Source organism: [Actinomadura] parvosata subsp. kistnae, assembly GCF_900323885.1.
Classification (GTDB): domain Bacteria; phylum Actinomycetota; class Actinomycetes; order Streptosporangiales; family Streptosporangiaceae; genus Nonomuraea; species Nonomuraea composti.
Genome location: NZ_OOHJ01000033.1, coordinates 72579 through 98775 on the forward strand (window position 1 = coordinate 72579; position 26197 = coordinate 98775).

The 26197-nt window shown below is 72.5% G+C and carries 32 protein-coding genes; 15 read left to right on the top strand and 17 right to left on the bottom strand.

The window, feature by feature from the left end; genetic code table 11:
- Positions 1–293 precede the first annotated feature (293 nt).
- Both KIS93_RS61585 and KIS93_RS61590 read left to right on the top strand, forming a co-directional pair.
- Complete coding sequence (locus KIS93_RS61585; RefSeq protein ID WP_186405169.1) at positions 294–551, top strand: hypothetical protein; 258 nt, start codon at positions 294–296, stop codon at positions 549–551.
- Entirely contained in the window at positions 548–1783 is a 1236-nt protein-coding gene (locus KIS93_RS61590; protein ID WP_186405170.1) for a hypothetical protein, read from the top strand. Before KIS93_RS61585 ends, KIS93_RS61590 begins: the two co-directional genes overlap by 4 nt.
- Here the strand turns inward: KIS93_RS61590 and KIS93_RS61595 are convergent.
- Complete coding sequence (locus tag KIS93_RS61595; protein WP_080038118.1) at positions 1762–2724, bottom strand: LysR family transcriptional regulator; 963 nt, start codon at positions 2722–2724, stop codon at positions 1762–1764. The genes KIS93_RS61590 and KIS93_RS61595 overlap by 22 nt on opposite strands.
- 115 nt (positions 2725–2839) lie before the next feature.
- Between KIS93_RS61595 and KIS93_RS61600 the strand changes: the two genes are divergently transcribed.
- The 3 genes from KIS93_RS61600 (at position 2840) to KIS93_RS61610 (ending at position 4691) form a co-directional block, all read left to right on the top strand.
- On the top strand, positions 2840–3721 hold the full coding sequence (locus KIS93_RS61600) for an NAD(P)H-binding protein (protein WP_080038117.1): 882 nt from the start codon (positions 2840–2842) through the stop codon (positions 3719–3721).
- 140 nt (positions 3722–3861) lie between these two features.
- Positions 3862–4323 carry a MarR family winged helix-turn-helix transcriptional regulator gene (locus KIS93_RS61605; RefSeq protein ID WP_222108184.1) on the top strand — a complete coding sequence of 154 codons (462 nt, stop codon included), beginning with the start codon at positions 3862–3864 and terminating at the stop codon, positions 4321–4323.
- Between the two features lie 26 nt (positions 4324–4349).
- Complete coding sequence (locus KIS93_RS61610; protein ID WP_080038116.1) at positions 4350–4691, top strand: TetR-like C-terminal domain-containing protein; 342 nt, start codon at positions 4350–4352, stop codon at positions 4689–4691.
- Here KIS93_RS61610 and KIS93_RS61615 read toward each other — a convergent pair.
- On the bottom strand, positions 4648–5079 hold the full coding sequence (locus tag KIS93_RS61615; RefSeq protein WP_080038115.1) for a pyridoxamine 5'-phosphate oxidase family protein: 432 nt from the start codon (positions 5077–5079) through the stop codon (positions 4648–4650). The genes KIS93_RS61610 and KIS93_RS61615 overlap by 44 nt on opposite strands.
- A gap of 224 nt (positions 5080–5303) precedes the next feature.
- Here KIS93_RS61615 and KIS93_RS61620 point away from each other — a divergent pair, with 224 nt between their 5' ends.
- The gene (locus KIS93_RS61620; protein ID WP_186405171.1) at positions 5304–5606 is read left to right on the top strand and encodes a hypothetical protein; all 303 of its coding nucleotides are present in this window, start codon (positions 5304–5306) and stop codon (positions 5604–5606) included.
- A 66-nt stretch (positions 5607–5672) separates the two neighbouring features.
- Here the strand turns inward: KIS93_RS61620 and KIS93_RS61625 are convergent, their stop codons facing one another.
- On the bottom strand, positions 5673–6017 hold the full coding sequence (locus KIS93_RS61625) for a DUF6355 family natural product biosynthesis protein (protein ID WP_155126882.1): 345 nt from the start codon (positions 6015–6017) through the stop codon (positions 5673–5675).
- Between the two features lie 229 nt (positions 6018–6246).
- Between KIS93_RS61625 and KIS93_RS61630 the strand changes: the two genes are divergently transcribed.
- Both KIS93_RS61630 and KIS93_RS61635 read left to right on the top strand, forming a co-directional pair.
- The gene (locus KIS93_RS61630; protein ID WP_080038112.1) at positions 6247–7026 is read left to right on the top strand and encodes a maleylpyruvate isomerase family mycothiol-dependent enzyme; all 780 of its coding nucleotides are present in this window, start codon (positions 6247–6249) and stop codon (positions 7024–7026) included.
- Positions 7027–7047: 21 nt separating this feature from the next.
- Entirely contained in the window at positions 7048–7758 is a 711-nt protein-coding gene (locus KIS93_RS61635) for a hypothetical protein (protein ID WP_080038111.1), read from the top strand.
- A 59-nt stretch (positions 7759–7817) separates the two neighbouring features.
- On the opposite strand, the gene KIS93_RS61640 is transcribed toward KIS93_RS61635, so the two are convergent.
- Together KIS93_RS61640 and KIS93_RS61645 are read right to left on the bottom strand one after the other, a co-directional pair.
- Entirely contained in the window at positions 7818–8210 is a 393-nt protein-coding gene (locus KIS93_RS61640; RefSeq protein ID WP_080038110.1) for a hypothetical protein, read from the bottom strand.
- Positions 8211–8266: 56 nt separating this feature from the next.
- A complete protein-coding gene (locus KIS93_RS61645) occupies positions 8267–9079 on the bottom strand; it encodes a class I SAM-dependent methyltransferase (RefSeq protein WP_222108185.1) in 813 nt (270 codons plus the stop codon).
- Positions 9080–9143: 64 nt separating this feature from the next.
- Here KIS93_RS61645 and KIS93_RS61650 point away from each other — a divergent pair, with 64 nt between their 5' ends.
- The 4 genes from KIS93_RS61650 (at position 9144) to KIS93_RS61665 (ending at position 11417) form a co-directional block, all read left to right on the top strand.
- A complete protein-coding gene (locus tag KIS93_RS61650; RefSeq protein ID WP_155126879.1) occupies positions 9144–9287 on the top strand; it encodes a hypothetical protein in 144 nt (47 codons plus the stop codon).
- A 74-nt stretch (positions 9288–9361) separates the two neighbouring features.
- On the top strand, positions 9362–10168 hold the full coding sequence (locus KIS93_RS61655; RefSeq protein WP_080038108.1) for an isocitrate lyase/PEP mutase family protein: 807 nt from the start codon (positions 9362–9364) through the stop codon (positions 10166–10168).
- A gap of 74 nt (positions 10169–10242) precedes the next feature.
- The gene (locus KIS93_RS61660) at positions 10243–10752 is read left to right on the top strand and encodes a SigE family RNA polymerase sigma factor (protein WP_155126876.1); all 510 of its coding nucleotides are present in this window, start codon (positions 10243–10245) and stop codon (positions 10750–10752) included.
- Positions 10752–11417 (top strand): hypothetical protein, encoded by a 666-nt coding sequence (locus KIS93_RS61665; protein ID WP_080038107.1) that lies wholly within the window; start codon positions 10752–10754, stop codon positions 11415–11417. Before KIS93_RS61660 ends, KIS93_RS61665 begins: the two co-directional genes overlap by 1 nt.
- A 13-nt stretch (positions 11418–11430) precedes the next feature.
- On the opposite strand, the gene KIS93_RS61670 is transcribed toward KIS93_RS61665, so the two are convergent.
- The 3 genes from KIS93_RS61670 to KIS93_RS61680 form a co-directional block, all read right to left on the bottom strand.
- On the bottom strand, positions 11431–12705 hold the full coding sequence (locus KIS93_RS61670) for an MFS transporter (RefSeq protein ID WP_230466104.1): 1275 nt from the start codon (positions 12703–12705) through the stop codon (positions 11431–11433).
- Positions 12706–12823: 118 nt separating this feature from the next.
- The gene (locus KIS93_RS61675) at positions 12824–14047 is read right to left on the bottom strand and encodes a cytochrome P450 (protein ID WP_080038105.1); all 1224 of its coding nucleotides are present in this window, start codon (positions 14045–14047) and stop codon (positions 12824–12826) included.
- Positions 14048–14085: 38 nt separating this feature from the next.
- Positions 14086–14991, bottom strand: a complete 906-nt coding sequence (locus KIS93_RS61680) for an RNA polymerase sigma-70 factor (protein ID WP_080038104.1) — start codon at positions 14989–14991, stop codon at positions 14086–14088.
- Between the two features lie 179 nt (positions 14992–15170).
- Here KIS93_RS61680 and KIS93_RS61685 point away from each other — a divergent pair, with 179 nt between their 5' ends.
- Positions 15171–16385, top strand: a complete 1215-nt coding sequence (locus KIS93_RS61685) for an NAD(P)/FAD-dependent oxidoreductase (RefSeq protein ID WP_080038103.1) — start codon at positions 15171–15173, stop codon at positions 16383–16385.
- On the opposite strand, the gene KIS93_RS61690 is transcribed toward KIS93_RS61685, so the two are convergent.
- The 5 genes from KIS93_RS61690 to KIS93_RS61710 form a co-directional block, all read right to left on the bottom strand.
- Positions 16348–17310: an ABC transporter substrate-binding protein gene (locus KIS93_RS61690; RefSeq protein WP_080038102.1), complete on the bottom strand. Its 963-nt coding sequence runs from the start codon at positions 17308–17310 to the stop codon at positions 16348–16350. The two genes, KIS93_RS61685 and KIS93_RS61690, sit on opposite strands and share 38 nt — an antisense overlap.
- Positions 17311–17329: 19 nt before the next feature.
- Complete coding sequence (locus tag KIS93_RS61695) at positions 17330–18091, bottom strand: amino acid ABC transporter ATP-binding protein (protein WP_080038101.1); 762 nt, start codon at positions 18089–18091, stop codon at positions 17330–17332.
- Positions 18088–18954, bottom strand: a complete 867-nt coding sequence (locus KIS93_RS61700) for an amino acid ABC transporter permease (RefSeq protein ID WP_080038100.1) — start codon at positions 18952–18954, stop codon at positions 18088–18090. Before KIS93_RS61700 ends, KIS93_RS61695 begins: the two co-directional genes overlap by 4 nt.
- Positions 18951–19685, bottom strand: a complete 735-nt coding sequence (locus KIS93_RS61705; protein WP_080038099.1) for a GNAT family N-acetyltransferase — start codon at positions 19683–19685, stop codon at positions 18951–18953. Before KIS93_RS61705 ends, KIS93_RS61700 begins: the two co-directional genes overlap by 4 nt.
- Positions 19686–20166: 481 nt before the next feature.
- A complete protein-coding gene (locus KIS93_RS61710) occupies positions 20167–21168 on the bottom strand; it encodes an ArsR/SmtB family transcription factor (protein ID WP_080038098.1) in 1002 nt (333 codons plus the stop codon).
- Positions 21169–21226: 58 nt separating this feature from the next.
- Here KIS93_RS61710 and KIS93_RS61715 point away from each other — a divergent pair, with 58 nt between their 5' ends.
- Positions 21227–22495: an MFS transporter gene (locus KIS93_RS61715; protein WP_080038097.1), complete on the top strand. Its 1269-nt coding sequence runs from the start codon at positions 21227–21229 to the stop codon at positions 22493–22495.
- 355 nt (positions 22496–22850) lie between these two features.
- Here KIS93_RS61715 and KIS93_RS61720 read toward each other — a convergent pair whose 3' ends face one another.
- Positions 22851–23942 carry an SGNH/GDSL hydrolase family protein gene (locus KIS93_RS61720; protein WP_230466103.1) on the bottom strand — a complete coding sequence of 364 codons (1092 nt, stop codon included), beginning with the start codon at positions 23940–23942 and terminating at the stop codon, positions 22851–22853.
- Between the two features lie 393 nt (positions 23943–24335).
- Here KIS93_RS61720 and KIS93_RS61725 point away from each other — a divergent pair, with 393 nt between their 5' ends.
- The gene (locus tag KIS93_RS61725; RefSeq protein WP_080038096.1) at positions 24336–25187 is read left to right on the top strand and encodes an SAM-dependent methyltransferase; all 852 of its coding nucleotides are present in this window, start codon (positions 24336–24338) and stop codon (positions 25185–25187) included.
- A gap of 3 nt (positions 25188–25190) precedes the next feature.
- On the opposite strand, the gene KIS93_RS61730 is transcribed toward KIS93_RS61725, so the two are convergent.
- Genes KIS93_RS61730 through KIS93_RS61740 form a run of 3 tightly spaced genes read right to left on the bottom strand, consistent with a single transcriptional unit; the run spans position 25191 to position 26189 of the window.
- Positions 25191–25508 carry a DUF1048 domain-containing protein gene (locus KIS93_RS61730; protein ID WP_080038095.1) on the bottom strand — a complete coding sequence of 106 codons (318 nt, stop codon included), beginning with the start codon at positions 25506–25508 and terminating at the stop codon, positions 25191–25193.
- 1 nt (position 25509) lies between these two features.
- The gene (locus KIS93_RS61735) at positions 25510–25866 is read right to left on the bottom strand and encodes a DUF1048 domain-containing protein (RefSeq protein WP_080038094.1); all 357 of its coding nucleotides are present in this window, start codon (positions 25864–25866) and stop codon (positions 25510–25512) included.
- Positions 25863–26189, bottom strand: coding sequence for a PadR family transcriptional regulator (locus KIS93_RS61740; RefSeq protein WP_080038093.1), 327 nt, complete (start codon positions 26187–26189; stop codon positions 25863–25865). The genes KIS93_RS61735 and KIS93_RS61740 overlap by 4 nt, the downstream gene beginning before the upstream one ends.
- Positions 26190–26197: the final 8 nt, after the last annotated feature.

Consider the following 26197-nt stretch of genomic DNA (forward strand, 5'->3'; position numbering starts at 1 on the left):
TCGTCGTTGCCCGGGTGACCAGAGTAGAGGCCGCGTCCGGGTGCGGGACGCGGCCGGGATCGGGGTCGCGGACGCGGTGCGGATCGGGGTCATGGCCGGGCGGGCATGCCGATGGCCTGGAGCGCTCGCGACGAGCCCGCCTGAGACCGGCGGCGGCCCTCACGCGGGAGGCCGACGTTTTCACGTTTGCTGATGTGTCCGGCAGGGCCGGAGGCGCGCCCGTAGGCTCCCCGCGCAAACGATCTGACCGTACATCTGGAGACATGTTGCACGCCTGGCATGGAGCGCTCGCCGTGACCCTCGGAGCCGTCCTCACCCTGCACGGCGCACCGGCGCCCGTTACAGCGCAGAGGGCCGCCGCGGCCGGGTGTGCCGCGTTCGTCGTCGGCCGGCCGGAGGTGGCGGTGTCCGACGCCACCCGCGACCGGCTCGGCCTCGACGGCTGGCCCGACGGCCCGTTCGGCGTCACCGCTCTGGGCGGGGCACGTACTACTTCCACATCGCGGCGGCGTTCGGCGGCAGCGTCGCCTCGCGCCCGCAGCGCAACGTGACCGTCAAGGGCACGCTGGCCGATCCGGTACGGGACGGCGTCGCCTTCTCCACCCAGCTCCAGGGCGTGCCCACGGGTTACATCTGGGCCGGTGGCGGCGCGGTCTACCGTGATCCCGGCACCGGGATCGTCCTGCAGACCCTCCACCTGGAGCGGCGCGTCGCCGGCGACCAGTTCTACGCCGAGCTCCACCTGGGCCGCCTGAATCCGGCCACCGGCGTGACCACGTACCTCGGCAAGGTGGTGCAGCCCGACATCCCGATCGACCGGGCCACCTGGAACGCCGACCTGGGGATCCCGCAGCTGACCGTGGTGGAGGGCGGTGACGGGGTCGCGTACCTGCACCTGTACTTCGCCGACCACCGCCTGGCCGACGGGCAGCAGGTGCCGGCCGGCCTGTCGGTGGCCCGCGCGCCGCTCAAGGACGTGATCGCGGCCGCGCAGCAGGGCACGGTGGTGCCGTGGCACAAGTACAGCGGCGGCGGCAGGTGGGACGAGCCCGCCTGGGGCGGCTCGTCTGCCGACATCAATCCGGGCCGGCCCATGGCGTGGGGCCCGCAGGTGGTTCGCAGCAAGGCGATGAACGCGTACGTCATGGCCGCCGGCGTCTCGGAGCGCGAGATCGTCCTGTCCACGTCCGGCGACGGCCTCGGCGGCTGGTCGGAGCGTTTCCCGGTGGCGCGCGACCCGGGCTACTTCAACGCGTACGTGACGCCCGTCGGCAACGGCCCGGACCCGGCCGACCTGGGCACCGACTTCTCCCTGTACTACCTGCAGTGGCCCAGCCTGCAGCCGAACTGGGACAACGCCCGCGTCATGCGCCGCAAGGTGACCTGCGCGGACGGCGAGACGCCGGTGCGCAAGCCGTTCACCCGGTACGTCAAGGACCACCGCCACCTGGTCACCACCGGCACGCCGCCCGCCGGCTACACCCGGGAGGGGAACTGGACGCTGTGGTCGGCCCCGCAGCCCGGCACCCGCGCCCTGTACAACTGCCGGGCGGGCGCCGATGACTACTTCATCTCCGTCGACCCCGGTTGCGAGGGCGAGCAGACCACGATCGTGCAGACGGAGGGCTGGATCCACGAGACCCGCCCGTCGAGCGCGTACGTGCCGCTCTACCGCTGCCACATCCCCGGCTTCGGCGACCATTTCGTGTCGGCGGCGTCCACTTGCGAGGGTACGGGCGTCACCAACGAGGGCCTGCTCGGCTACGCCCCGCCGGCGGCCTGACCCGGGCCCTGGGCCGGCGCGCGGAGCGTGCGGCGGACGGCGTCGCGCAGCCAGCGGTGCGCTCCGTCGGCGGCCTGGCGGGGGTGCCAGGCCATGCCGATGGTCAGGGGCGGCAGCGGCAGGGGGATGTCGAGGAGGCGCAGCCCGAGGTCGGTGGCGGTGTGGGTGAGAGGCGACTCGGGCTCGCCGGGGAGCGCGGCGGGCACGAGGCAGACGACGTCGCTGCGGGCCGCGAGCGCCATCGCCGCCAGGTGGCTGGGCAGGACGGCGGTGACGCGCCGGTAGAGGTTCCGCTCGGCCAGGGCGGCGTCGAGGGGGCCGGTGAAGCGGCCGCGCCGGCTGACCACGACGTGTTCGGCGGCGGCGAGCCGCGCCGCGTCCAGCGGCCGGCCGGCGAGGGGGTGGCCGGGGCGGACGGCGGCCGTCATCCGGAGCGTGACCAGCTCTTCGACCTGGGTCTCCGGGTCCACGTGGTCGATGGAGCCGACCTCCAGGTCGATCCGGCCGTCGCGGAGGGCGGGGCTGGCCTCCCACTCCTCGGCCAGGAGCCGGAAGGAGACGCCCGGCGCCTCCTGCCCGGCCAGGCGCAGCAGCCCGGGGGCGAGCGCCGTGCCGACCAGGTCGGCGGCCTGGAGGGTGAAGGTGGTGCGCAGGGTGGCGGGGTCGGTGTCGCCGGCGGGCCTGAGCAGCGCGTCGAGGCGGCGGACGACCGCGGCGGCCTCGTCGCGCAGCGCCAGGGCACGCGGGGTGGGGACCATGGCCTGCCCGGCCCGCACCAGGAGCGGGTCCTGGAGGGTGCGGCGGAGGCGGGCGAGGGTGCGGCTCATGGCGGCCGGCGAGGTGCGCAGCCGGGCCGCGGCGCGGGTGACGCTCTGCTCGGTCAGCAGGGCGTCGAGGGCGACGGCGAGGTTGGCGTCGAGGGCCGCGTGGGGGCTGTCCACCTACATCATTCCATTTCGAGCAACAATCCCTTGCTGAAGTTCCCATTGTGGCATCACCGGGCCGTTCCTCAGGATGGACGCGTATCCACCCGACACCAATCCCTGAGGTTTCTTCATGATCGTCATCACTGCCCCCACCGGGAACATCGGCCGTCACCTCCTCACCCGGCTCCTCGGCTCCGGCGAGAAGCTGCGCGTGATCGTGCGCGACCCCGCGCGGCTGCCGGACGCGGCACGCGGGCGCGTCGAGGTGGTCACCGGCTCGCACGGCGACGCCGCGGTGGTCGAGCGGGCCTTCGAGGGTGCGGACGCCGTCTTCTGGCTCGTTCCCCCGGACGCGTCCCTGACCCCGGAGCAGGCCTGGGTCGGCTTCACCCGGCCCGCCGCGAAGGCGCTGGCCGCCCACGGGGTCGGTCACGTCGTCGGCGTTTCCGCCCTCGGCCGCGGCACCCCTCCGGCCGGCCGCGCCGGGCTCGTCACCGCCTCCTTGGCGATGGACGACCTCCTGTCGGGCACTGGCGCCGCGTACCGGGCCCTGGCCTGCCCGTCCTTCTACGAGAACCTCCTGGAGGAGGCCGCCTCCATCCGCGACCGGGGCGTCTTCACCGACGCCGTGGCCGCCGACCGCAAGGCGCCCCTGGTCGCCGTCGCCGACATCGCCGCCGTCGCCGCCCGCCTGCTGCTCGACCGCTCGTGGACCGGCGCCGGCAGCGTCCCGGTGCTCGGGCCGCAGGACCTGTCCCCCAACGATCTCGCCCGCATCATGACCGAGCAGCTCGGCCGCCCCGTCCGCTACGAACGCCAGCCGCTCGGCGAGTTGCGCGCCGACCTCCTCCGCTACGGCCTCGACGAGGCGTTCGCCGAGGGCATCGTCGCCATGAAGCGGGCCAAGGACGAAGGTCTCGACGCCGGTGTCACCCGCACCCCGGACATCACCGGCCCGACCACCTTCGAGCACTGGTGCGCCCGCACCCTCAGGCCCGCCGTCCTGTCCTGAAACCCGGGCGAGTACCGGCCGGCATGACGGCGTCCGCGAGGTCGAGAAGGTCGTCTCCATGCCGGCCGGTCCGATCCGTGGCACGGATGCTGCCTGCGCAGTCAGGTTGTGCCGGGGTGGCGTCCCGATAGTGTGCCGGCATGGCGACCCCGCGTTTGAACCCGCTCGAGGACGAGGCCTGGCAGGGCTTCCTGTACGTGCACGACCGCATCTGGCGGGAGATCGAGGCCGGCCTCGCCCCCCTGAACGTGACCATGGCCGAGTACAGCGTCCTGGCCCTGCTGGCCCAGGCCGGCCGCGCCGGCATGCGCATGTCCGAGCTGGCCAAGCGGCGGGTGATGTCCACCGGCGGCTTCACCCGGCTGGCCGACCGGCTCGAACGCCGCGGGCTCATCGAGCGCCGCCGGGCGGAGGAGGACGGGCGCGGATACGTCGCCGTCCTCACCGCCGAGGGCCGCAACCTGCTGCGCAAGGCGTGGCGGCGGCAGTACGACGACCTGCGCCGCACCTTCCTCGACCGGCTGGACGAGGACGACCTGCGCGACCTGGCCCGCATCTGGTCGCGGCTCGACCCGGACCGCGACGCCGGCGCGCCGGAATAGTTGCTTGCGCAGACAGGTTGTGAGGGATGTCGATCAGCGGGCCCGAGGCACACGCGGTGCCGCCGCCCGCGAACGCGGATCTGTACGAGTTGCTCGACAGGTTCTGGCCGGCCCGGTTCAAGGCGTCCGGGGTCATCTTCGAGCGCGCCGTCGCGCGCGGCGAGCTGCCCGCCGGCACCGACCCGGGCTTCCTGCTGGAGATGATCTCCGGCCCGCTCTACTTCCACTGGCTCATGCTCGGCCACCCGCTCGACGACGCCTTCCTGGACCGGGTGGCGGACTTCGTGCTTCGCGGCGCGCACGCCGGATCGGCGGCTCGACCCTTCACGAGAAGTCGAGGGCCGTGCCGTACAGGCGGGACACCTTGATCTTGATGATCACGCGCTCCTCGCGGGCCTGCTGCTCCAGGAAGGCGGCCGGATCCGGCTGTTCGCCCGCGAAGGCCAGCAGGTCGTCCGCGTCGGCGGACACCTCGGCCTCGCCCTCGGCGACGGCGAAGGACCAGACGTCGGGGCCCTGCACGTGCAGGGAGACGTGCGGGTCGTTACGCACCTGGCGGGCCTTGAGCCGGCCGGCCGTCGTGGAGATCCTGATGATCCGGCCGGCCGGGTCCCAGCGGTACAGGACCGTGGACATGGCGGGGTGGCCGCTGCGCTTGACCGTCGCCAGCACGCCGAACTGCTGGCCGTCGAGCAGCTTCACCAGCTCCTCGTCGGTGAGTGCGCGAGGGGCGGGCCCTGACTGGTTCTCGTCCATGTCCTCTTCCTCATCATCCTGAGACGGAGTGCGATCTCTCGGACAAGGACCTTAGCAGATAGTTCCGTTGCAGACGAGTTTGGTGGTGATGCGGCGCCGGCGGGGGCGGCCGCCGCCTGCCCACCGCGCTCGCGACATCGGCCGCCATCCGGCGGGTGAGACGGTGGTTGTTGAAATCACCGCGGCTGAGGACAATCGATGAGCAAGCGCTTGGGAGCGCTCCCATGCTCCAGGAACGACTCGTCACCGATCGAGCCCCCGGAGGAATCGTGCGCCATCGTCTCGCCCGCTTCTCACTCATCGCAGCCCTCACCCTCGGCCTCACCGGACTGGGCGGCGCCCTCGTCTCCACCCCCGCGTCCGCCGACACCCAGCTCACCCTGATCGGCTCGCACCTCCAGTACGAGAGCTGCCGGATCACCGGCGAGCTGGGCCAGCGCGCCGGCTGGTGGACCGTCTGGTGGTGCAGCTACGTCGACTACAGCACGCCCGCCGGCTACGAGCTCTGGGCCTACAAGGTGGTCTGACCGGCTTCAACTCACGGAAGGGCGCCCCGCCGAACGGGCGCCCTTCGCCCCGCCGGGAAATGCGCGTCAGCAGAGACCGATGTACCAGGCGTTATCGGCGGTCTGGCGTTCCGCGATGTACTTGTCCTCCCACGGGTCCACGCACGTGTATTGGTTGGGCCCGGAGATGTTGTCTATCTCGATGAAGATTCTGGTGTCGCCGCAGTGGTAATAGCGCAGATCCGCGCCCCACGCCTCACCGGTGAGGTAAGCGCCGCACCGTGCACCGACGGGGGCCGAAAGGACGCCGACGTCCCCTGACGTCTGCGCGGTCGCGACCGTGGCAGGGGTGAGTGACGCGGCGAGCATTCCGCCGGCAAGAAGCAATCCACCCAAGGCGCGTCTGAAAGTAGGCACAGTAATCTCCTTCACCGCAGTATCAATGGGCTCTGCTGAGCCGAAAGGCCCGAGGCCGGTCCCGCAATGGCGGGTCTTGCGCCCTCCTTTAGCGTTCGGGATTCCCTTTTCACGGCCGACTCCGCCTCCATAAGAAGATCAGCACGCGGCCCCTTTACGCAATAGGGTGAACCGGAATGGGCGGCGCCGCCCGCACCGTCAATCACGCCGGCGCAGGGGCCACGAAGCACATGGAGGTGCAGCGATGGACACATCCGCGTACTTATCAGCAGTTGTCGAGCAGACGAACATCCTCGCCGATTGGCTGCACGACAGGGACGCGACGGCCCCGGTGCCGACCTGCCCGGAGTGGACGCTGGCCGACTTGGTCGACCACGTCGGCGGCACACAGCGCATGGTGACGATGCTCGTGGGCGAGCAGCTGGCCGAGCCGAGCAAGGCGTTCGCCGCCTACGTCCCGGCTCCGACCGATTCGAGCCAGTGGCGCGCCTGGCTGACCGACGGCGCGGCCGAGGCGAGACAGGCGTTCGCCTCGGTCACGGACGACACCCCGGTGTGGGATCCGTCGGGCGCCGCGGCGGGCGTGCCGTTCTGGTCGCGTCGCCTGTTCGGCGAGGTTTGCGTGCACCGCGCCGACGCGGCGGCGGCGCTCGGCCTGCCGTACGAGCTGGCGCCCGAGCTCGCCGTCGCGGCGCTCGAGGACTGGCTGGGCACCCTGACGTCCCGCGGCTACTGGGAGAACCGGCCCGGCTTCGCCGACGCGATGCGCGGCAACGGCCAGACCCTGCACTTCCACGCCACCGACGCACCGGGCGAGTGGGTGGCGCGCCGGGAGCCGGACATGGTCGTGCTGGAGCACGGGCACACCAAGGCGGACGTCGCGGTACGCGGCCCGGCCACCGACCTCCTGCTCGTGATCAGCAGACGCCGCCCGCTGGACGCGACGCCCACCCTTGACGTGCAGGGAGATCGGGCCCTGTTCGTCCACTGGATCGAGCACATGGACTGGGTCACCGGCGACTGACGCGGACGAGGGAGCATCGACATGAGCGGGCCGGACATGGACGGACGCCTCGAAAAAGCCAGGCTGTCCTACGAGCGGGCCGTCTTCGCCGGCGACATCGGCGGGCTGGCGGCGGCGGAGCAGGACCTCGACCAGGTCGAAGCCGGCCTCGCCCTGGCCCGCGGACGCATCCTGCACGCGCGCTTCCTCCACGACCGGCGCGAGGACCCGCGCGAGCTGCCCCTGTTCGAGCGGGCGACCGATCTGTACCGGACGCTCGGCGACGCGGCGGGCGAGGCGGAGTCGCTGTTCTGGCAGGGCTGCTACCACCAGGTCGTACGCGACGACCCCGGCCGCGCCGTCCCCCTGCTGCGGCAGTCGTACGACCTGGCGACGGCGGCCGGCGACCCCCATACCCGGTCGGAGGCCCTGCGGCACCTGGGAATCGCCGACCACGCGGCGGGCCGCCTGGACGCCGCCCGCGAGCGCCTGGAGACCTCGGCCCGCCTGCGCCGCGAGATCGGGCTCCTGGCCGGGGCCGCCGCCGACCAGGTGGGCCTGATCTACATCGCCACCGCCCAAGGCCGCCTGGACGACGCGCTGGCCCTGGCCGAAGAGGCGTACGCCACCGCAGAGGCGTGCGGTGCCCGCCGCATCATGCGACAGGTCGAGGAGGCCCGCGACCGGATCAGGCCGCCGGCCACGGATCACGGGACGGGCTCGGAAGGAACGGCCGTGCTCACCGAGGACTGACCCGCCGCCGCCGGGCCGCGACCTGCCGCCCGCCCTGCGCGAGGAGCTGTTCGCCGCGTTCAGACGCACGTCCAGCGATACATCCCGCGGCCGAGCCGCACCGCCTCGCGGGCCAGGTCCCGCAAGGCGGTGATGCGCTCCACCTCGTACGGGTGCAGCAGCTCGTCCTCGGCGTACTCGCGCACCCGCTCGTCCGGCACGGCGGCGAGCGCGGCGACCGTCTCCGGCATCACCCGGTCCACGCCCGACACCTCACCGTCGTCCGCGACCTCCACGCTGTCGGGGAACTCGCCGACGTCGCGCCCGGTGAGCCCGGCCACCAGGCCGCCGGGCTCGTCGATCCATCCCTTGCAGTCGACGTAGGGCACCTTCGCGCCCGCGGGCCCGCCGGACATGACCCGCCCGGCCGCCTCATCCGACTCCGCCGTGAAATAGTCGACCAAGACCCCCATGGCCGAACACCTTATCGAGACGATCCCCGTGCCCGGCGGTGCGCCGCCGTCCGCGATCAACCGGCCCGCTGGGCGACGCACAGGACGCTCAGGTAGCGGCGGACCACCCGGTCGCCCATGCGCGTGCGGACGCGTTCGGCGACGGCGTCGAGCAGGGCCTCGCGCACGCCGGGGTCGAGGGCGCGGTACAGCGACGTCGTGCCGAGGAGGTCGGCCAAGCCGGCCCCGTCGAGCCGCTGGACGGTCGGGTAGCGGCGCACGAGCGGCGGGCCGAACAGGTCGCCGGGCGCGTCCCAGCCCTGGGCGGTGGTGCGGACGTCGTCCTCCAGCGGCGGGTGGCCCCAGCCGGGGTTGCCGGGGCTGAAGCGCTCGTGGAGGTCGGCGGTCTCGGCGTACATCTCGGGCTCGCCGGGCCGGCGGACGACGACGTGGCTGAGCAGCGCCATCCAGCCGCCGGGGCGGAGGACGGCGTGCGCCCGCCGCCAGCCGATCTCCGGGTCGACCCAGTGCCATGAGGACGCCGCCAGGAGAAGGTCGAAGCGCCGGCCGTGGTCGTCCCACTCCTCGAACGTGGACCTTTCGATGGTGACGTCGCCGGAGAGCCGCCGGGACGCGAGAGCGGCCAGCTTCTCGCCCGGCTCGATCGCGGTCACCGAGCAGCCGAGCGCCGCCAGTGAGCGGGTCGCCTGGCCGGTGCCGCAGCCCACCTCCAGCACTGGCGACCTCTCCCCCACCCCGGTGATGGCGGCGAGGTCGGCGAACAGCGCGTCGGGGTATCCGGGGCGGGCCCGGTCATAAAGGTCGGGCACCTCGTTGAACACCCGGCCGAGGTCACGTTGGGCGGGGCGCGTCTTCGGGTCATCTGCCACAACCGACCACGCTACGGTGTGCGGCGCCGTAAAACGTCGGTCGTCCTGGATATCTTCACTCACCATGAGCACCCCCTACGCGTGGTCGGCCATCTTCCCGGAGCGGGGGCGGGCCCCCGAAGGTGCGGCGCCGTCGCCGACCGACACCTACGCGCTGCGCCCGCCGGCCGCCGAGGCGGACGTCCGCCGTCGGCTCGCAAGCCACTGACCGTGCCGACCCTTTTGCGGCGCTGATGGTGTCCATCTCCATGAGACAGCGACAAGCGAGCACCAGGAGCCGACATGCGTGCGACACCAGCAGCCACAGGCCTCGATCCGGACGGGCGCGGCGGGGGTGCCGCCCTGCGCCGGTTGCACGTGGCGGGCGCGCCGCTGGTGGTGCCGAACGCGTGGGACGCCGCCTCGGCCCGGATGATCGAGGCGGCCGGCTTTCCCGCCGTGGCGACGAGCAGCGCGGCCATGGCCGCCGTGCTCGGTCATGACGACGGGGAGCGGGCGCCGGTCGGTGAGGTGCTGGCCGCCGCCGCGCGGATCGTGCGGGCGGTGCGCGTGCCGGTGACGGTCGACTTCGAGCGCGGGTACGGGCTCGCGCCGGCCGAGCTGGTCGAGCGGTTCGCCGCTACCGGGGCCGCCGGGTTGAATCTGGAGGATTCCCACCCGGCGAGCGGCGACATGATCGACATCACCGAGCAGGCGGACTTCCTGTCCGCGGTCCGCGAGGCGGCGGTCGCGCAGGGCGCGGACCTGGTGATCAACGCCCGTACCGACCTGTTCCTGCGCCGGCCCGGGCCCGCGCGGGAGCAGGTCGCGGGCACGCTCGCCCGCGGCGCCCGCTACCTGGAGGCCGGCGCCGACTGCGTCTACCCGATCGGGGCCGCGGACCCGGAGGTGATCCGTGCCCTGGCCGAGGGCCTGCCGGGGCCGGTCAACGTCGCGTACGGGAACGGCGGGTTGTCGCTGGCCCGGCTCGCGGAGCTCGGCGTGGCGCGGGTGAGCTTCGGACCGGCGCTGCAGCGGCACCTGTACGACACGTTCGGGTCGGTGATGCTCCCGGCCGTCGCCTCGGACCGGAACCCCTTCGCGCGCTAGCGCCACGCCTCCATGCAACCCGCGCCGGGGCCGGCGGCATCTCCTCTGTGTGAAGTCATCGATCGGGGAGTCCCATGAGCGTGGATGAGGAGTACACCGCCTATGTGCGTGGCCGGTTGTCGTGGTTGCGGAAGATCGCCTACTCGTTGTGCCAGGACTGGCACCGCGCGGACGACCTGGTCCAGACGGCGATCACCCGGCTCTACGTCAAGTGGCGCAAGGCGCGGGCGGCCGACGACCTCGACGCCTACGTGCGGGTGATGCTGGTCCGGGTCTTCCTCGCCGAGCAGCGCAGAGGCTGGTTCTCGCGGGTACGGCTCACTCCCGCGATGGCGCACGAGCCGTTCGAGGGCGGCGACCGGGACACGGCCATGGACCTGCGCCGCGCCCTGGCCGCCGTCCCTCCACGCCAGCGCGCCACCCTCGTGCTGCGCTTCCACTGCGATCTGAGCGTGGAGCAGACCGCCCACGCGCTGGGCTGCTCCACCGGGACCGTCAAGAGCCAGACCGCCCGCGGCCTCGCCACGTTGCGCGCGATGCTCGGCGAGCCGGAATCCCGTCTGGCACGTGCGGAGGAATGCTGATGGACGTCAAGCAGGTGTTCGACACGCTGACGAGCGAGGAACAGCCGCCTTCCACGGTGGACGTGGGGCGGGCCGTCGCGGCGGGGCGCGCCGTCCGGGGACGCCGCCGTGCGGCGGTCGCGGGGGTCGCGGCGGCGGTGACGGCCGCGGCCGTCCTCTCGGCCTGGGCGGCTCAGCCGTGGCAACGGGGCGATCTCGCCGCCGCCGTGCCCGCCACGGCCTCCGCGTCCCCGGCCCCGACGCCGCGGCCGGTCTACAAGGGGTTCGCGGAGCTGAAGAGGCGGTATCCCCCCAAGGGAAGGATCGCCTCCGTCCCGCCGCTGGTCATGTGGGTGAGCGACGCGCCCCGCAAGGGTGAGCTCTTCCTGTGCGAGAGCGGGCCGAACGGCAGCTCCTGCTCCGGCTTCCCGCCGCTGGCCGCCCGCGAGTACGGCCGCACGCAGGGCAAGCTGCGCGGCAGGGACGTCTGGTTCGGCGTGGCCAAGGACGCCGTGCACGGGGTGACCGCGGTGACCAGGGACGGCAGGAAGCTGCCCGGGACCCTCACCCGGCGGGTCGCAGCGGGGCTCGGCTTGTGGGCCGTGGAGTATCCGCGCGGAGCCGACGTGCGCCGACTCGTCTTCACCGGCGCGAACGGGGAGACCCTGCAGCGGATCTCCTCCTGAGGACGAGCGGGCCCTAGGCGGGCGTGTGCGGGGCCTCGTCGCCGGCGGGCGCGTCGTCCGCGGCTTCAGGGGGTTCGCCGGTGAAGTGGCGCAGCTCCCGGCTGAGGACGGCCGCGGCGGCGGTCAGGCCGAGCAGCGCGCCCAGCACGACGAGTGCCCCGGCGCCGCCCAGCGCCGCGGCCAGCGCGCCGCCGATGACGGGCCCGAGGGGCTTGAGCGCCATCCCGCCCATGCTCAGAACGGCGCCCATCCGGCCGAGCATGGCCTCCGGCACCATGCGGGCGATCACCACGTTCATCACGACGTTCAGGGAGGGCGTCGACAACGTGATGAACACCAGCGGGATCATCGGCCACCACGCGCCCCAGGGCAGCGCGGTGGCCGCCAGCGCGGCGCCGAAGACGGCCACGACAGCCGGCAGCAGCTTGCCGGGCGGCAGGAGCCGGCTGACGCGGCCCGACAGCAGCGCGCCGGCCAGCCCGCCGATGCCGAGGCCGGCCAGGACCGCGCCGGTGACGCGCGCGTCGCCGCCGCGCTCGCCGACGAGCACGATGAGCGGGATGAGGAACGCTCCGCCCAGCAGGTTGAGCACCATCACGGCCGCGGTGACCTCGCGCAGGCCGCGCCGGCGCCACAACCAGGCGACGGCTTCGGCCGCCTCCTTGCGCATGCTCCGCCGTTCCGCTTCCCGGGGGGAGGCCGCCGGGCGGCGCGGCACCTTCGCGAAGGCGTAGAGGAGGGTGGCGGCGAGGAAGGTGAGGGTGTCGACGACGAAGGGCACCGCCCGCCCGAGGCCGTAGAGCAGGCCGCCGAGCGGCGGGCCGATCAGCCCGGCCGCGTGGGTGCGGGCCTCCTCCTGCGCGTAGGCGGCGTGCAGCTGACCTGGAGGGACGATGCCGCGGATCGCCGTTTCCTGGACGGGGCCGATGAACGCGGCGCACAGCCCGTCCAGGACGGCCAGCGTGACGAAGTGCCAGAGCCGCACCTGACCGGTGACGATCAGCGCCGTCAGCAGCGCGGAGGCGAGCGCCTGGAGACCTTGAGCCGCCAGGAGCGTGCGGCGGCGGTCCCACCGGTCCACCCACACGCCGGCCGGCATCTGGACGGCGACGAAGGCGACCGTGCGGGCGCCGGCCACGATGCCCGCCGCCCCGGGTGAGCCGGTGAGCGCCAGCACCAGCAGCGGCATGGCGAGCCTGGTCAGCTCCGACCCGAGCTGGGAGATCGCGCTGCCGGCCCACAGCAGCTGGAAGCGCGCGTTCCTGCGCAGCGGGACGTGGTCGGTCACGGAACGTCTTCCTCGCGTGCCGGGGGCACGCTCGATTCAGGCAGGGACGGGCGGGACTCGGAGAAGATACCCGCCCGGGATGCCTCTGTCCATCGAAAGGGCGCGCGCTACCCTCGCCTCACCAGGTGACCGGCAGCTCGTGCAGCCCGTAGATGACGGCGTCGGTCTTGAACGGCAGGTCCTCGGCCGGCCCGGCGAGCCGCAGCGTGGGGATCCGGCGGAACAACGTGTCGAAGACGATCTGCAGCTCCATCCTGGCCAGGTTCTGGCCGAGGCACTGGTGCGGGCCGAAGCCGAAGGCGAGATGGTGGCGGGCGCCGCGCTCGACGTCCAGCTCGGCCGGGTCCTCGAACACCGCCGGGTCCCAGTCGGCCGACAGGGTGGAGACGATGACGCCGTCGCCGGCCTTGATGCTCGCCCCGCCGCACTCCACGTCCTCGACGGCCACCCGGTTGGTGACCCCATCGGCGATGGTGAAGTAGCGCAGCAGCTCCTCCACGGCCATGGGCGTCCTGGTCGGGTCGGCTGTGATCAGGGCCAGCTGGTCCGGGTGGGTGAGCAGCCCGGCCACGCCGAGGGAGATCATGTTCGCGGTGGTCTCGTGCCCGGCGGTCAGCAGCAGGAACGCCAGGCTCAGCAGGGCGCCGTGGTCGAGGGCGCCCTCCTGGCGCTGCCGGGCGATCTGCCGGCTGAGCAGGTCGTCCCCGGGCTCCGACTCCTTGCGGGTGACCAGGTCGTCGAGGTAGGCGCGCAGCTCGGTCATGCCTCGCCGGCGCTCCTCGAGCGAGGTGCGGCTCACCATCATGGCGGTGCGGCTCTGGAAGAAGTCGTGGTCGGCGTAGGGGACGCCGAGCAGCTCGCAGATCACCAGGGACGGCACCGGCAGGGACAGCGCCCGCACCAGGTCGACCGGCCGCTCGTCGGCGGCGAGCAGGGCGTCGATGAAGTGGTCGACGATGGCCTGCACGCGCGGGCGCAGCGCGGCCAGCCGCTTCACGGTGAACTCGCCGATCACCGGCCGGCGGGCCCCGGCGTGTTCGGCGCCGTCCATGCCGAGCATCAGCGGCGGCTGGCTGCGGAACTGCCGCAGCGTCGCCTCGTCCACGCTGTAGAGCGGGAAGCCGTCGTGGCGCCGGTCGGAGGAGAAGCGGGGGTCGGCGAGCACGGCCCGGGCCTCCTCGTGCCGCGCCACCCACCAGGCCTCGCCGCCGCTGGCCAGTCGGACCTTGCTGACCGGCGCCCGCTCGCGCAGGGGCTCGTACGCGGCGGGCGGGGCGAACGGGCAGTCCCGCTCGACCGGCAGCCGCAGGTCGGCGAGCTCTTCAGTGGTGTGGTTCGTCATGGATGACCTTTCTGTCGGGAAGGAAACTGGTTGGCGGGTCACCGCAGGGTGAGCGGGGTCTCGGAGGTGATGCGGGTGAGCTTGCGCGGGTTGCGGACGTAGTAGAGGCCGGTGATGCGGGCGTCCTCGACGCGGACCGCGATGACCCCGTCGAGCTCGCCGTCCACCCGCAGGAGGAGCGCCGGGTTGCCGTTGACCGTGGTGGGCTCGCTGGTGAGCGCGATCCTGGCCCTGCCGAGGCCGCCGACGATCAGGTGGGCGACCTTGCCTGCGCCGACGACCGGGTGCGTGGCGGCCTGCTTGACGCCGCCGCCGTCGCTCATCAGGACGACCTCGGGCGCGAGCACGTCCAGCAGGCCCTGGAGGTCCCGGGTTTCGAGCGCCCGCCGGAACGACTCCACGACCGCCCGCACCTGGCCCGGGGAGACCGCCTCGCGCGGCCGGCGGGCGTCGACGTGCCGGCGGGCCCGGTGCGCGATCTGCCGCACGGTCGCCGGGGTCTTGCCGACGGCGGCGGCGATCTCGTCGTAGCCGACGCCGAACACCTCGCGCAGCACGAACACGGCCCGCTCGGTCGGCGCCAGCGTCTCCAGCACCAGCATCAGCGCCATCGACACGCTCTCGGCGAGCTCGGCGTCCTCAGCCACGTCGGGCGCGGTGAGCAGCGGCTCCGGCAGCCACGGGCCGACGTAGTCCTCCTTGCGGCGCTTCATCGTGCGCAGCCGGTCGAGGGCCCGCCGGGTGGTGATCCGGACGAGGTAAGCGCGCTGGTCCTGCACCTGGTCGAGGTCCACCTTCGTCCACCGCAGCCACGTCTCCTGGAGGGCGTCCTCGGCGTCGGCGGCCGAGCCGAGCATCTCGTAGGCGACGGTGAACAGCAGGTTGCGGTGGCGGAGGAACGCCTCGGTCGCCGGGTCCGTCGTCGCTGCGCTGCGCTCGTTCATGCGTGGCTCCCGCCTGTTCGCCCGTGACTGCCGGTTCATGCACAAGGCGCCGGCGCCCGCCGCCGTGTGACAGCCGTGCCGGATGACCCACGTCACATGAACGCCGTGTCACAAAGCCGGGGGCGCCGACGCCGCATGGTCGTCACAACGACGCGCACGCAACGACAGGAGTGAACGGGATGAAGCACCGCATCGTCGTCCTGGGCGCCGGCTACGCCGGGGCCTACGTGGCCGGGAACCTGGCCCGCCGGCTGTCCCCAAAGGACACCGCGATCACCGTGGTCAACGCCGCGCCGCACTTCGTCCAGCGCATGCGGCTGCACCAGCTCGCGGCCGGACGGGACCTGGAGGCGCCGATGCTCGCCGACGTCTTCGCGGGCACGGGGATCCGGCTGCGCCTGGCCCCGGTCACCGCCCTCGACCCGGAGCGCCGGATCATCGCCACGGGTGACGGCGAGCTCGGCTACGACACGCTCGTGTACGCGCTCGGCAGCCGCGGCGACGTCGAACGGGTCCCCGGCGTGGCCGAGCACGCCTTCGACGTGGCCGCCAGGCCCTCGGCGCTGCGCCTGCGCGAGCGCCTGGACCGGCTCGCCGGGCGGGGCGGCAGCGTCGTGGTCGTCGGGGACGGGCTGACCGGCATCGAGACCGCCACCGAGATCGCCGAGTCCAGGCCCGGCCTGTCGGTGACGCTGGTCGCGCGCGGCGAGCTGGGCGTCCGGCTCTCCGCCGGAGCCCGCGACCACCTGCGGCGGGCCTGCGACCGCCTGGGCGTCACCGTCGTGGAGCACGCCGGTGTCGGAGCCGTCGAGGCGACGCGGGTGCTGTGCGCCGGCGGCACCGTGCTGGCGTCCGACGCGACGGTGTGGACAGCCGGGTTCGCGGTCGGCTCCGTCGCCGCCGGCGCCGGCCTGGAGGTCGCCGGGGACGGCCGGATCGTCGTCGATCGCACGATGCGCTCGCTCTCGCACCCGGACGTGTACGCCGCCGGCGACAGCGCGTACGCCATCGGCGACCACGGCCGGCCGCTGCCGATGTCCTGCGCGTCGGCCGGGTACACCGGCCGGCAGGCCATCGAGGCGATCGTGGCACGGCTGACCGGGCGCCCGGTCCCGCGCACCAGGCTGGTCTACACGTACAACCACATCAGTCTCGGACGGCGGGACGCCATCCTGCAGCCGATCGACCGCGAGGGGCGGGCGAAGCCGGCCCACCAGAGCGGCCGGAAGGTCGCCCTGGTCAAGGCGGGCATCCTCGCCACGGCGCTGTGGGCCACCTCGCACCCCACCTACGGCCTGCCCCGGCGCCGGCACCGCCTGCCGGCCGCCACCCCCGGCTCCCGCGCGGCCGGCCCGGTCACGAGGCCGGCTGGCGGGGCAGGCCGGGCGGGTTGACCCGCGACTCGGGGATGGCCTCGTTGGCCAGCCCCCACCGCTCCAGCACCTGCTGGTACGTGCCGTTCCTGATGATGGTGTTCAGTGCCTCGTGCAGCGGCTCGACCAGGCCGTTGCCCTTCTTCGTCATGGCGGCGATGAGGCCCTGGAGGTCCGGCCCGGCCCCGGAGAACGTGCCGGCGATGCGGGAGCCGCCGCTGACGGCGATGTTGTAGGCGATGTTCGGGTTGGGGCCGAAGTACGCCTGGACGCGGCCTGACTTGAGGGCGAGCAGCACGTCGCCGTACTTCTCGTAGTAGAGGATCTCGGCCGGCTTGCGGCCGGCGGCGCGGTTCTGCCGGTCCCAGTCGAGCAGGATCTTCTCCTGGTTGGTGCCGGAGCCGACCGACACGCGCAGCCCGGCGATGTCGGCGGGCCCCTTGATCGCCTTGATGGGGCTGTTGTCGGGCACCTGCCAGGCGAGCTGGTCGATGCGGTACGTGGCGAAGTCGTAGGTGTCCTTGCGCTCCTCGGTGACGGTGACGTTGCTGAAGACGGCCTCGTACTTGCCGGACTTGGCGGCCAGGAACAGGTTCTCCCAGGAGCTGGACTGCGGGGTGAACTCCAGGCCGAGCACGTCGGAGACGAGCTGAGCGAGGTCGGTCTCGACGCCGATGAGGGTGGTGTCGTCGGTGGCCGGGGACACCAGCGGCGGCGAGCCGCTGGCGCTGAACCCGACGGTCAGCTTGCCGTCGGCGGCGATCTCCTTGGGCACCTTGGCCGCGATGTCAGCGACCTTCTGGGTGCGTATCCGGTTCTGCTCCGGGCTCAGGTTGATCTTCTTGCCGGCGACGACCGGGGGCGGGGCGGTGGTGACCGGTTCGGCTGCGCAGGCGGTGAGGGCGGCGGCGGTGAGGACGGCGAGCAGGAGGGGCGAAACACGCATGGGTGGCGTCCTTGGGGTGTCAGAGGACCTTGGCGAGGAAGGCGCGGGTGCGCTCGTGGGCGGGGGCGTCGAGGATCTGGGCGGGCGGGCCGAGCTCGACGACGCGGCCGGCGTCCATGAACGCCACCGCGTCGGCCACCTCGCGGGCGAACCCGATCTCATGGGTGACGACGATCATGGTGGTGCCGGCGCGGGCGAGGCCCTTGATGACGTCGAGCACCTCGCCCACCAGCTCGGGGTCGAGCGCGGAGGTGGGCTCGTCGAACAGCAGCAGCTTGGGCTCCAGGGCCAGCGCGCGGGCGATGGCGACGCGCTGCTGCTGGCCGCCGGAGAGCGTACGGGGGTAGGCGTCGGCCTTGTCGGCCAGGCCGACGCGGGCCAGCAGCCGCTCGGCCAGCGGCTCGACCTCGGCGCGCGGCCGGCGCTGCGCCGACAGGGGTGCCTCCATCAGGTTCTGCCTGACGGTGAGGTGCGGGAAGAGGTTGAAGGACTGGAAGACGAAGCCGATCTGGGTGCGCTGCCGCAGCACCTCGCGTTCGGGCAGCTCGTGCAGGCGCTCGCCCACCTGCCGGTAGCCGAGCAGGCGCCCGTCCACCCGCACCGAGCCGCGATCCACCTTCTCCAGGTGGTTGATCGTGCGCAGCAGCGTCGACTTGCCGGACCCGGACGGGCCGAGCACCACCAGCACCTGGCCCCTGGGCACGTCGAGGTCCACGCCGCGCAGCACGTGCAGGGGGCCGAAGCTCTTGTGGACACCGCGCAGCTCGACCATCGCGCTCATGCCCGCCCCTTGCCGTAGTGGCGCTCGACGTAGTGCTGCGCGATCGACAGGACGGTGGTCAGCGCGAGGTACCAGAGCGCCGCGACCAGCAGCAGGGCCATGACGCGGCCGTTGCGGTTGTAGATCACCTGCACCTGGTAGAACAGCTCGGGCAGCGCCATGATGTAGACGACCGAGGTGCCCTTGACCAGGCCGATGATCTCGTTCCCGGCGTTGGGCACGATCGTCCGCATGGCCTGCGGCAGGATGATCCGCAACAGCCGCCGGCCCGGCGGCAGCCCCAGCGCGGCGGCGGCCTCCCGCTGCCCCGCGTCCACCGACAGCAGGCCGCCGCGGACGATCTCGGCGGCGTACGCGGCCTGGTGCAACGCCAGCCCGAGCACCGCCGCCGTGAGCGGCCCCACCAGGTCCATCGTGCCGAAGTCGAAGAACTCGGGGCCGAACGGCACCCCGACCGACAGCCTCGGATAGAGCAGCGCCAGGTTGTACCAGAACAGCAGTTGCAGGATGAGCGGCACCGACCGGAACAGCCACACGTACCCGAAGGCCACCGACGACAGCAGCCGGTTCGGCGACAGGCGCATGAGCGCCAGCACCGTGCCCAGGGCGAAGCCGAGACCGATGCCGAGCGCGGTCAGCTCCAGCGTCAGCAGCACCGAGCGCACCACCGACGGCGCGAACAGGTACTGCCCGACCACCTCCCACTCCCAGGCCGGGTTCGTGATCAGGGCGCTGGCGGCCATCGCCAGCACCACGAGCACGCCGGCCGCGGCCAGCCAGCGCAGCGGGTGACGGGCGGTCACCACCTCCAGGGGCCGCCGCGCCTCCTGCCGGGCGGGGGCCTCCACCTCGGGCAACGTCATGACCGGCCCTCGATCCGGGCGGGCGCCGGAACCCGTACCGTGCGGAACTCGGTGGTGCGGCGCAGGCGGAAGCCGAGCCGTTCGTACAGGCGGATGGCGGGGGTGTTGGCGGCGGAGGCGTGCAGGAACGGCGTCTCGCCGCGCTCCCTGATGCCCGCGGCGACCGCCAGCACCAGCCGGGTCGCCAGGCCCCTCCCCCGGTGCGCGGGATCGGTGCAGACGGCGCTGATCTCCGTCCAGCCCGGCGGGCGCAGCCGCTCCCCCGCCATCGCCACCAGCGCGCCGCCGTGCCGGATCCCCAGATAGACGCCCAGCTCGACGGTACGCGGCCGGAACGGGCCCGGCTTGGTCCGCTCGACGAGGTCCAGCATCTCGGGCACGTCCGCCGGCCCCAGCCGCACCACGCCCGGATCGTGCCTGCCCCCGATGTGCTCGCCGGTGAGCTGGACGCCGGGAACGTTCCTCGCCTCCTGCCAGCCGGGCGGCGGCAGCAGCACCGGGCCGGTCAGCGGCACCTCGCCGCCCTCGCCCGCCAGCGCCGCCACGTCCCGCCAGTCGGCGGGGCCCGCGTCGGCCGGCATCGACAGGAACGGGGCGACGTCCACGGGGTAACGCAGCACCCGGCCGCGCCGTTCGGCGAGGTGGGCGTGCGCTCCGAGCAGCGCGGCCCGGACGGGATCGTCCAGCACGTCTATGGGTGCGGCCGGTAAGGGACGGAATTCCACATGCATGAGGCGGGGCCTTTCTCACGTCCGTCAGCGGCCCCAGCTCAGCACAATGCGCAATAACCGTCAAGTCCTACTTGTTTAGTTGGTTATTCTGGTGGAGTGGTGGACCCAGACGTCAAGCTCGGCGTAGACGGCATGACCGTGGGCGAGAGAACCGGTGACCGTCATGGACGCGGGCGCGAGGCCGGTGATCGTCCCACCCGCGCGGACGTGGGTGCGCAGCCACGGGCCGGCCGGCAGGCCGTTCTCGGGGCGGGTGCGTCGCCGGGCCGCCCGCGGTGCTTCGGCTGGGCACGGCGGGGCGGGGAGCGAGCCGGGCGTGGCGCTCGCCTCGTCGCCGTCGCCGGCGAACGGGATGTCCTTCCAGACTGGCGCGGAGCAGGCAGTTTTCGCTCCTTGTCAGGCGGGCGACCATGGGCGACCCAGCCCGCACGACACGCGCTCCAGGCTCGTTCGTCATCGACCTGCCGCGGCGACCGCCCGCTCAGTCGCCGGCCAGGGCCGCGCCCAGCGGGGTGCGTTCGTAACGGACGGAGCGGCCCGTGCGCGTCCGCGTGACCAGGCCGGATTCGCGCAGCGCCGCCAGGTGGCCGCCGACGGCGCCCAGGCTGAGCCCCAGCTGCCGGACCAGCTGCGTGGTCGTCGCCGGCACCTCCAGCGCCCGCAGCACCTGCGCGCGGTGCGGGCCGACCAGCCGTGCCAGCGCCGCCGCGCCGCCCTGAGGGGGTAGTGGCGGTCCCAGCAGGTTCGCGACGCCGCGCGCCGGATACACCAGGGCGTACGGCCAGGGCGGCTCGACGTAGCTGATGAGGGTGCCAAAGACGGTCGGCATCAGCAGCAGGCCCTTGCCGCCCAGCCGGTGCCGCTGACACTCGTTCCGGGGGCCGGTGCGCACCTCGATCACGCCGTCGGCGCCCTCGGAACGCCAGCGTACCCGCGGATCCAGGTCGGACAGCGCCGCGGCCCAGCCGTACATCGCCAGGTGCCCGGCGCGGTGCACCAGGTCGCGTTCCAGCACCGTACGCAGCCGCGGCCAGTCCGGCTCGACCAGCGCGTACCAGGTCGCCTCGATCGCGTCCGCCAGCCGGGTGAGCACGTCCGGGGCGGACAGGATCTCCAGGACGCGGCGTGGCGGCGCGGGCAGGCCCGCCAGGTTACGGGCGATCTCCGCGCGGGCCTGGTGCGGCGGGGTCGCCCGCACCACGGCGAGCTCGGCCGCGAAGTCGCCGCCGTGGCCCGACGGCGGCGGATGAATGAAGTCGGCGTTGTAGGCGCCGCGGCGGAACAGCGCCGTCAACGCCGCGACCGCGGGCGTCTCGCGCAGCAACCGCGCGTACCGGGGTGCGACCCGCTCCGCCCACGGCCGCAACGGCCCGGCCGACTGCTTGCCCGCCGCCACCCGCAATGCGTTCATCGCCTCACCGAGCGGCGAGATCGCGTAACGGGTGTGGGCCACGTCGACCGGCCCGACTTCGATGACGAGCATCTTTCGCCTCCACACGAAACCCTAACGCCCGCGTCGGGCCTGCCCGAGACTGGCCCGCATGACGACGCTCCAGAACGCGCCCGAGCCCGCCCAGGGACCCGTGCCGGCCGCTGCTCACGCGTCCGCACGGGAGCCCGCGCACGAGGTCGTACGGGAGGGCGCGCGCTACCGTGAGGTGTTCGCGGTGAGGCAGTTCCGGGTGCTGTTCGCCGGGTACGCGCTCTTCCTCGGCGGCGAGACCGTGAAGATGCTCGCGCTCTCGGTGACCGTCTACGCCGGCACCGGCTCGACGCTGCTGGGCGCGCTGGCCTACGTCGCCGGTTTCCTGCCTCACGCTCTCGGTGGGACGCTGCTGCTGGCCTACGCCGATCGGTGGCCGCCGCGGGCCGTGATGGTGGGTTATGACCTGGTTCGGGCCGTGGTCGCTGCCGTGCTCGCCGCCGGGCTGCTCTCTCCCGTCGCGATGCTGGTGCTGGTGTTCGTCGCCGGCGTGCCAGGCGCGGTCGCCTCCGCAGCGCGCGGCGCGCTGCTGCCCGAGTTGCTCGACGGCGATCGGTACGTGCTCGGCCGGGCCGTGTTCTCCATGGCCGCGGGCGGTACGCAGGTGCTCGGGTTCGCGACGGGCGGGATGCTGATCGTGGCGCTCGGCCCGTACGGCGCGCTCTGGATCACCGTGGTGAGCTGCCTGCTGTCGGCCGCGCTGCTGCGCCTGCGGCTGTCCGAGAGACCGCACCGCGCTGCGAAAACTGGGGGCGGGGTGCGTGAGACCTGGCGGGTCAATCGTGCGCTGCTGCGCCGGCCCGCGGTGCGTTCGTTGTTGCTGGCTCAGTGGCTGCCGGCCGCGCTCGTGGTCGGCGCCGAGGGGGTGCTCGTTCCGTACGCCGACCGGATCGGCGTGCCGGGCGCGGCCGGGATGTTGTTCACCGCAGTGGCGCTCGGCATGCTCGCCGGTGATCTCGTGATCGGGCGGCTGGTCGCTCCACGACGTAGGGAGCGGCTGGCCGGGCCGCTGGCGTTGTTGCTCGGTGCGCCGTTGCTCGGGTTCGTGCTCTCGCCCGGGCCGGTTGTCGCGGGGTTGCTGCTCGCCGGGTCCGGGTTCGGGGTCGCGTACCAGCTGGGGCTGGCCCGGCGGTTCCTGGAGGCGGTGCCGGAGGGGAACCGCGGGCAGGCGTTCGGGCTGGCGCTGACCGGGACCATGACGGCGCAGGGGGTGTTCGCGGCGGGCGGCGGGGCGCTGGGTGAGGTGGCGGCGCCCGGCCTGGTCGTGGGTGCGGCGGGCGCGGCGTCCCTGCTGGCCGTCCTGGCGCTCTGGCGCGTGCTCGCGTGAGGACCTTAAGCCTCACGCCCCAAAGCCTCACGCCCCGGAGCACCACGCCCCAAAGCACCACACCTCACAGCGGCACAGCTCACAGCGGCACAGCGGCACAGCCCACAGCGTCACCCTCCGGCGTCACACCCCCGCGTCGCATCCTCGGGCCGCCTCCCGCGTCGCACCGTCGCGCCCCGAAAGGCCGGCGCGAGGCCGCGAGGATGGGGCCCGGCCGCGAGGATGAGCGCGGGCATCAGGCCGGGCGACGGGCATCCAGACCGGAGCGCCGCCATCGGGCCGGCCTGCGGTGGTGACCGACCCGGGAGCGCGGGCCATCCGCCCGCGCCGTCCCTCTAGACGGGCCGGAGTGCGGTCACGGGCTGATGCGGGTCCAGCGTTGGTTGGTGGCGCCGCTGCAGGACCAGATCTGGAGCTTGACGCCGTTCGCCGTGGAGTAGTTGGGCACGTCCAGGCACTTGTTCGCGCCCACGGCGGTGATGCTGCCGTCGGTGTTGAAGCGCCACTGCTGGTTGCTCTGGCCGTTGCAGTCCCAGATGGCGACGCCGGCGCCGTCGGCGGTGCTGCGGTTGGACACGTCCAGGCATTTGCCGCCGTAGACGCGCAGTTCGCCGCTCGCGGTGGGGGTCCACTGCTGGTTGGGCTGGCTGTTGCAGTCCCAGATCTGGGCTTGGGCGCCGTTCGTCTGGGACGCGCCGGTGACGTCGAGGCAGCGGCCCGAGCCGACGCCTCTGATGGCCATCGCGCCGGAGGGGTTGTCCCCGGGCTGGCCGATGCTGCCGGAGACGGACTGGAGCGCCGCGTACCAGGCGGCGGCCATCTTGTCGTAGCCGCCGGCGGTCGGGTGGATGCCGTCGATCAGGTCGGAGGTGGTGAGCTTGCTGTGCATGTCGACCAGGTGGACGTGCTTGCCGCTGCTCACCTTGCTCTGCACGATGCCGGGGATGGCCGCGTTGAACGTGCGGGCGGCGGCCTCCTGGCCGGAGTTGGACAGCGGGATGATGGTGGCGACGAAGACGTCCGCGTTCGGCACGGCGGTGGTGATGTGGTCGATCAGGGCGGAGAGCCGTTGGGGGGCGCCGGAGACGTTGTAGTTCTGCAGGATGTCGTTGGTGCCGATGTGGAGCAGCACGGTGCGCGGCGTGTACGTGCGCAGCCAGCCGGCGATGTTGGCGTCGATCTGGTCGATGCGCCAGCCGGGGTGGCCTTCGTGATCGTGGTCGCCGAGGTTGCCCGGCCCGTTGAACTGGGAGCCGACGAAGTCGATGGTGTAGCGGCCGGCGGCGAGGCGCTGCCACAGGCCGATGCGGTAGCCGCCCGGCACCTGGGTGCCCTCGGTGATCGAGTCGCCGAGGGGCATGACCCGCACTCCCCCGTTCGACTCGGCGCCGGCGACCCCGGTCCCCAGCATCGTGCCGGTCGCGGCTAACGCCACCACCGTGAGCACGAGGGCCCACCATCGTCTCCAGGTCCGCGGTTCGCTTGGTCGCATGGGTCCGCCTCCGTTGTTAGCGCTAACAAACCGCTGAGCGGTCGAGCTCCCGACTTCGGGTTGAGGGAAGTGGTGGCGGACGGAGCAAATCCGAGTCCGAAAGGTACTGTCAAGGGTGGCGTAGCTTGCGAGGCCCGGAGAGCGTACTGCGGCCCGCACTCACCTTGGCTTACCGAGGTGAGATGTCTTCGGCCCGTGCCTGCGCGCCCATGAAAGTTTCATGATCCCGCGCAGGGAGTTCCCGACCACGGCGTCATATGACGACCGAAAGTTGCGGTCGCGATATTGACAGTTTTCGGCGCGATCCCCACACTGATGGCCCTAAGTGATCTCGCCACGGAAGAGAACATGACTCACAGCGACGGAGGGGCGGACGCGCCGGCCCCCGAAGAGGTTCCGAGCCCGAGGATCAACCCGCACATCCCCCATCCGGCTCGGATCTACGACTACCTTTTGGGCGGCAAGGACCACTTCGCCTCCGACCGCAAGGCCGCGGAAGCGCTCATCGAGGTGTCGCCGGGCACGCGTGAAGGCGTGCGCGCGCATCGCGCGTTCCTGGGCCGGGCGGTGGGGTATCTGGCGGCCGAGGCCGGGATCACCCAGTTCCTCGACATCGGCACCGGGATCCCGACCCAGGACAACACGCACACGATCGCCCAGAAGGTCGTGCCCGAGGCCCGGGTGGCCTACGTGGACAACGATCCGATCGTGCTGGTGCACGGCCGTGCGCTGCTGACCGGCGACCCCGCGGGCCTGACCGACATGATCGAGGCCGATCTGCGGCAGCCGGAGAAGATCCTGGCCGATCCCGCGGTCCGGCGGGTGATCGACTTCACCCGGCCGGTGGCCGTCATCCTGGCCGGGGTCATGCACTTCATCACCGACGAGGAGGACCCGTACGGGCTGGTCGAGCAGCTGAAGGTCGCGGTGCCGAGCGGCAGCCACCTGCTGCTGTCGCACATCACGCTCGACTTCGCCGACCAGGTGCGCCGCGAGGACTTCACCAAGCCCTACGACAACAGCACCGCCCCCATGGTGCCGCGCACCTACGACGAGACGCTGCGTTTCTTCGAGGGCTGGGACCTGGTGGAGCCGGGCCTCGTCGAGGTGGTGACGTGGCGGCCGGACCTCGACGAGTACCAGGAGGAGATCCCCGGCGGCCACGCCTGGGCCTACGGGGGTCTGGCCGTCAAGCCTTGAGCGTCACTTTCGCGGCTTCTGCTTGACGGACTCCTGATAGACGTCCGCGTACGTGCGCGAGTCCTTGATGAGCCCGTCGGCGAAGGCGGCGACGTCGTCGCCGATGAGCTCCAGCACGCCCTTGCCGGCCGCCGCGCCCTCCTCGAAGAAGTCGACGAGCCCCGACAGCAGGTCTCCTTCGGTCAGTTCGAGCGGCCCGACCTTGAAGTAGTACCGCTGGATCTCCTTGTAGACGATCTGGTAGTCCGGCGGCAGTGCCTTGACCCGGGCCAGGTGCGCCCGCCACTGCCTCTTGCCTTCGATGATGTCCTGGATGCCCACGTCAGCCTCCCAGCCGGCCCAGTTTCCTGGCGACATTCCTGTTCAGTTGCGCGCGCCACCGGTCGCGAAAGGTGCGGGCGCCTTCTCCGCCGGCCAGTGCCGCGCAGAAGCCCTCGATGTCGTCGCCGAGCACGTCGTGAATGCTCTGCCCGTCGGCCGCCGTTTCTTCGAGCAGCCCGAGAGCGCCGTCGAAAATGGGCATCAGGTTGCGGCCGGTGAAGTCGCCGTACAGGAAAAGGTGGCTCTTGATCTGTTCCCAGGCCGCCCGGTGATCGGGCGGCAGGGCCGCGGCCCGCACCTCGAAAGCCTTCCATTCGCGGGTGAGATCGCTGCCGGTGATGGTTTCCCAGAAGCTCATCTTCCGCCCTCCTTGAGCTTGTCGATCCGCGATGAGACGTACTCCCATTTCGCCCAGAAGGTCGCCAGCTCTTTGCGCCCCGCGTCGTTGAGCGCGTAGAACTTCCGGGGCGGGCCCTGCTCGGACGGTCGTTTCGTCACCTGGACGAGCTTGTTCTTCTCCAGCCGCAGCAGAATGGTGTAAACCGTTCCTTCGACGACGCCGTGGAAGCCGAGTTCGTTCAGCCGGCGGGTGATGGCGTACCCGTAGGTTTCCTCGCGGCCGATGATCTGCAGCACGCAGCCCTCGAGCGTGCCTTTCAGCATCTCCGTCAGGTCGTCCATCGTGGTCC